A 5710-nucleotide genomic window follows, 5' to 3' on the forward strand; every position below is an offset into this window, starting at 1 on the left:
GTTTACTATCATCATTTCATTTTGTCAAGTGTTTTGTAAAACTTTTTTTATTTTCGTTTTACATGCATTACTTTCTTTTAAGTAATTTAAAAAGCACTTAACTCAAAGTGCTTTTATATAATATCAATATAAAAGGTAATTGTCAAGTGCTTTATAAGTTTACTTTATATTATTTTAAGAATGCGTGGTATGCTTTGCTTGTCATGTAGCAGTCAGCTTTTGATAATAATTCTACTGGTGCATGCATTGATAGCATAGCTGTTCCGATGTCAACTACTTCTGCTCCTTGGTTTGCAAGTATGAAGGCTATTGTTCCTCCACCACCTTGGTCTATTTTACCAAGTTCAGTTGTTTGCCACATTACTTTTTCTTCTTTGAATAATTGTCTTAATTCATTTAAGAATTCTGGGTTGGCATCATTTGAGCTGAACTTTCCACCGTGTCCTGTGAATTTTGCCAATGAAATTCCACATCCACTTAAAGCAGTGTTAGCATCTTCTGTTGCATCAGCATACAATGGATCGATAGCTGCTGTAACATCTGCTGATAATACTTTTGAATTAGCCATGATTCTTCTCATTGTTAAATCACTGTAATTTTCATGTTGGTTATTAGCTATTTCTGCAATCATGTTTCCCATGTATGGTGCATTCATTGATGTATTACCAACTGAACCTATTTCTTCTTTATCTACGAATAAAGCTACTGCTGTTCTCTTAGGATTTTCAACTTTAAGGATTGCTTCTAATGTTGCGTAAGCACAAACTCTGTCGTCATGACCGTGGGATGCAATCATAGCACCGTCAAATCCAACGTCTCTTGCTTTAGTAGCTGGTACAATTTCTAATTCTGCTACTTGGAAATCAGATTCAGTTATTCCATATTTTTCGTTCAAGTATTTTAAGATACATTTTTTGATTGGGTTTTCTTTTTCATCTTTGAAATTATAGCTATCATGACCTGCTATTATAGCTAATTTTTCACCTTCAATTGCTTGACCCAATGTTTTTGAGTTCAAATCTTTAGATAAGTGAGCTAATAGTTCAGTGATGTAGAAAACTGGTTCGTCTTCTTTTTCGCCGATTTTGATTTCAACTTTTTTTCCTTCATTTGTGAAGATTACTCCGTGCATTGCCAATGGGATTGTAGTCCATTGATGTTTTTTGATTCCGCCATAGTAATGTGTCTTCATCATTAAGATGTTTTTATCTTCTGAAAATGGTATAGCTCTAACATCTAATCTTGGGCAATCTAAGTGTGAACCAACTATATTAAGTCCTTCATTTATATCATCACCAATAACTACTAATACGCATGATTTGTCCTTATTATTTATATAAATTTTATCGCCTTTTTTGATTTGTCCTTTTAACGCTTCATTCAATTCAACAAATCCGTGTTCTTTTGCTTGATTAACAATAAATTCAGTAGCTTCTCTTTCAGTTTTGCAACTATCTAAGAAGTTTTTGTATCTTTCACCATAAGCGTAAATCTCATCGTGTTCTTTTTCATCTACAACTTCCCAGATACTTTTCTTTTCGTAATTCAATTCCATAAAATCACTCCATTTCTGTAACTTTTTCTATAGGTTGTCCTATAATTTTAGATCCATTAATTTTAAAATCAAATGGATTTTTTGTGACAAAATATTTTGTGTCACATATATTTTGATAGTTCCCGCAAATCTCATAAATATCTTCACTTAGTAAATCTGCAGGATCTACAAATGTAATATTATCTCCTGTATATTGTTTAAGGTATTCAATTAGAACAGGATAATGTGTACATCCCAAAATTATGGTGTCTGCTCCAAAATCTACAATAGGTTTCAAATATTCTTCGACTTTTTTCAAAATTTTCTCTTTATCTTTGCAGTTTTCTTCAACGAATCCTACAAAATCAAAACACGCAGATTGGCAAACTTCAATACCTTTTTGTTCTAATAATTTTTTATATAAACCATTGTCTACTGTAGCTTTAGTTGCTATTACTCCAACTTTTTTATTAGAAGTAGTTTTTAAAGCAGATTTAACACCGTATTCAACAACTCCAATTATATCAAATTTTGCAATTGATTTCATATAATCCAACGCAATTGATGTTAACGTATTACAAGCTACGACAAGTAAATCTATCTGTTGTTCATTGAAAAACCTCACAATATTCTCAGAAATCTTAAGCATTTGTTCTCTGGTTTTAGAACCGTAAGGGACATTTGCACTATCAGCAAAATATACATATTCCTTATTAGGCATAATCTTCTTAACTTTTTTGAATACAGTAAGCCCGCCCAAACCAGAATCCACGAATCCTATTTTGTTATAAGGTTTTTGTTTTGAATACATACTTATATTTGTCCTTTAATTTATTGTAGCAATTTTCAAAGTCGTTATAGTTTTCAAAAATACCAAAAACAGTTGGTCCTGATCCACTCATAAGTGCCAAATTCGCTCCCAATTCATATAACTGTTCTTTTATAATTGAGATTTCTTCTACTAATTTTTCTGATACACTTTCCATCGTGTTAAATGCTTTCCTATAAAAAGTTTCATAATCACGACTATCAATAGCAACGGAAACTTTACCAAGACCACCCTTTGACTCTTTCAAATTATCATACACATCTTTCGAAGATATGCTCATTCCATTATTTACAATTATTATATTTTTATTAGAAAAATCAGATAATCTGACAAACTCGTTTCCTATTCCCTTTGCTCTGACACATTTTTTGTTCGTAAAATAGAAAGTATCCGCCCCTGTCGATCTACAGATTTCTTTGATTTCTTGATCAGAAAGATTAAGTGATAAATCATCATTCACAAACATCAAAAACTCACATGCATTGGAACTTCCTCCAGCAAGTCCTGCTGATATAGGGATTTGTTTGTCTACAAATACATCATAACCACAGTTAATGTCCCTGAATTTTTTCAAATTCTCAAATATTTTAAATATCAAATTAGTTTTATCAGTTGGAAAATCCGGATTATTAGAGCTTAAATTCAATTCGTAAGTACTGTTACGATTTATATCCATAATATCGTGAAGATCAATCAAATTCATAACTGTATCGATATTATGATATCCATCTTCTCTTAAACCAAGAACATCCAATGACAGATTTATCTTGGCATAGCTATTAATCTTCATCAAATACTCTTAAATCTTCTAATTTTTCAAAAAATACTATCTTTTCGCCATCAGTTATCATAGGAACACCTACTTTGTTATCCTTAACAATTGATTCAAATTCTTTTCTATTATCTCTATAAGTAAAAAATTCTTTGAGATTTTTCATAGAATCTGTAATATTGATTTCTTCATAATCAATATTGGCATTTTTTAAAATTTCGATTGCATCTACGCAATCTGGGCATTTTTCTGACATATATAATTTTAACTTCATATTACACCTCTATTAATAAATTATACTATTGTTTAAATGTTAAATCAAACTAAAAAAACGACCTTCCGGTCGTTTTTTAACATAATTCTAACTTTACTGTTGATGTAAGTATATCTGAGTAAGTATATGATATTGTTCTTTCTGAATCATATTCGTTAGTTATTTTTATTGTAAATAAACTTGGGAACACTTGGCTGATAGTTCCTTTGTTTGTTACAATTTTATTTCGTCCTTTATCTGCCTCGACAATAACATCTTTTCCAATATTACTTCGCACCTGACTTCTAATCATGTTCAAATCGTTAATTTCCTTCACGTTATTCCTCCTAACAGATCGTCGTTAGTAGTATTATATCACTCTATCACTCTAAAGTCAAATTAAATAAAATATTTTACAGTAATATTAAAAATATGTCAATAGTTTTTGTTAATTTTTTCTAATTAGATTCCCAAAGCAATGTGTGCCATTTCAAAATAGATCAACAAACTCAATGCATCTACAACCGTAGTAATCAACGGTCCCGCCATAATCGCTGGATCTAATTTTAACTTTTTAGCAATAATTGGCAACATCCCACCGATTAATTTTGCAGTCACTATTGTAAATATCAAAGTCAAAGATACAACCAATCCGATAGGAACAGAAACTTTATCGACAACCATAGTTTTTATGAAACAAACAATACTCATGACTACTGAGACTACTAACGCTACTCTAAATTCTTTAAAAAATACTTTTAGCCAATCTTTTGTGCTGATTTCTCCTGTAGCAAGCCCACGTATAATCAGCGTTGATGATTGTGAACCAGAGTTTCCACCCGTATCCATTATCATAGGAATAAATGCTGTAAGTATTATCGCTTGTCCCAATAAAGATTCATAGTGAGTCATTATTGAACCTGTAAATGTAGCAGAAACCATAAGTATCAAAAGCCATGCAATACGTTTTTTTGCCAAATTAAACACGCCTTGATCCAAATAATCATCTTCATCTGGACTCATACCTGCCATGATTTGAAAGTCTTCTGTAGCCTCTTGTTCCATAACTTCCATGATATCGTCAACTGTTATAATACCTGTAAGTCTTTTTTCATTATCTACGACAGGAAGAACAACGAATCCGTATTTTTTGAATACATCGGCTACTGTTTCTTGGTCATCATCGGTATGAACATAAATAACATCTTCGTCCATCAAGTCTTCAATCAATGTTTCTGGTTCATTAGTTACAATTGTTCGCAAAGAAACAAACCCAAGTAGTGTTTTCTTTTCGTTTGTTACAAAACATGTATAGACGGTCTGCTTGTCCACCCCTGTTTTCTTAATGACTTCAAGAGCTTTCCTTACAGTATAATAAGATCTCAATTCAATATATTCTATTGTCATCAAAGATCCCGCTGAATCTTCTGGATAATTTAAGAATTGATTAATCAAATTTCTTTCGCTTTTGTCGGTATGTCTTAGAACTTTTTTCACAATTCCCGCTGGCATTTCTTCGATTAAGTCAATCATATCGTCAAAATATAGTTCGTCTACTATGAATTTAACTTCTTTATCACTGAACGCTTCCAAAAGCCTTGTTCGATGATCCTTTTCCATATGAGAAAACACATCGATACAATCATCTTTGTTCAATAACCTGAACACAAGCATTGCACTTTTTAAATCCAATGATTCAATATAATCTGTAATATCTACCGGGTTGTATTTTTGAATTTGATTTTTAAGTTTTAAATAATCTTTGTCTTCTAGATATTTGTTGAGTAAATCCATATCTATTTCATGACGTTCAAATTTTTCATCCATCATATTCCTCACCACCTATATTTCTATTTCATATTAAATTATAACATAGATCAGAAATAATTTTACTTGAATGAACTGAAAGCTTATATTATAATAAGAATATAAATGATGAAAGGGTGATTTTATGGAAATTACTAAAGATATGTTAATTGGAGATATTATTAGAAACAATCCAGATTCTGTAGAAGTTTTGTTTAGAAACGGATTATCTTGTATAGGTTGTCCAGCCAGCCAAATGGAAAGCTTAGAAGAAGCTTGTATGGTTCACGGACTAGATGTAAACTATCTATTAGAACAATTAAACCAAAACTGATATTATACCCGCTAAACAAAGCGGGTTTTTACATAAAAAAACTACCTGTCGATTGTAAGGTGACCCCAAAAAGTTGGACTTTATACCAGAGACATTTAGAAATATTTGTCTCTGGTTTTTTTGTCCTCATATTTCCCCTAGGGGAAATCGCAGTTAAGCTGCATTCAATTTCCTATATTCAA

General features: G+C 31.3%; 7 protein-coding genes. 1 reads left to right on the forward strand and 6 read right to left on the reverse strand.

What is annotated here, in order from left to right; translation table 11 throughout:
- Window positions 1–169 precede the first annotated feature (169 nt).
- From ACU68U_RS08945 to mgtE, 6 genes are all read right to left on the reverse strand, one after another.
- Window positions 170–1555, reverse strand: coding sequence for an aminopeptidase (locus tag ACU68U_RS08945; RefSeq protein ID WP_316523140.1), 1386 nt, complete (start codon window positions 1553–1555; stop codon window positions 170–172).
- Window positions 1556–1559: 4 nt separating this feature from the next.
- Window positions 1560–2345: a glutamate racemase gene (gene murI, locus ACU68U_RS08950; RefSeq protein ID WP_446763179.1), complete on the reverse strand. Its 786-nt coding sequence runs from the start codon at window positions 2343–2345 to the stop codon at window positions 1560–1562.
- Window positions 2320–3153 carry a 4-(cytidine 5'-diphospho)-2-C-methyl-D-erythritol kinase gene (ispE, locus tag ACU68U_RS08955; RefSeq protein WP_154271931.1) on the reverse strand — a complete coding sequence of 278 codons (834 nt, stop codon included), beginning with the start codon at window positions 3151–3153 and terminating at the stop codon, window positions 2320–2322. The genes murI and ispE overlap by 26 nt, the downstream gene beginning before the upstream one ends.
- On the reverse strand, window positions 3143–3409 hold the full coding sequence (locus ACU68U_RS08960) for a glutaredoxin domain-containing protein (RefSeq protein WP_094206971.1): 267 nt from the start codon (window positions 3407–3409) through the stop codon (window positions 3143–3145). The genes ispE and ACU68U_RS08960 overlap by 11 nt, the downstream gene beginning before the upstream one ends.
- Before the next feature lie 76 nt (window positions 3410–3485).
- On the reverse strand, window positions 3486–3725 hold the full coding sequence (locus tag ACU68U_RS08965; RefSeq protein WP_002835303.1) for a Veg family protein: 240 nt from the start codon (window positions 3723–3725) through the stop codon (window positions 3486–3488).
- A gap of 125 nt (window positions 3726–3850) precedes the next feature.
- Window positions 3851–5218 carry a magnesium transporter gene (mgtE, locus tag ACU68U_RS08970; RefSeq protein WP_094206970.1) on the reverse strand — a complete coding sequence of 456 codons (1368 nt, stop codon included), beginning with the start codon at window positions 5216–5218 and terminating at the stop codon, window positions 3851–3853.
- 121 nt (window positions 5219–5339) lie between these two features.
- Between mgtE and ACU68U_RS08975 the strand changes: the two genes are divergently transcribed.
- Window positions 5340–5528 carry a DUF1858 domain-containing protein gene (locus tag ACU68U_RS08975; RefSeq protein WP_002835305.1) on the forward strand — a complete coding sequence of 63 codons (189 nt, stop codon included), beginning with the start codon at window positions 5340–5342 and terminating at the stop codon, window positions 5526–5528.
- Window positions 5529–5710 lie beyond the last annotated feature (182 nt).

The sequence above is a fragment of the Finegoldia sp. P3-F-LR genome (genome assembly GCF_052932165.1).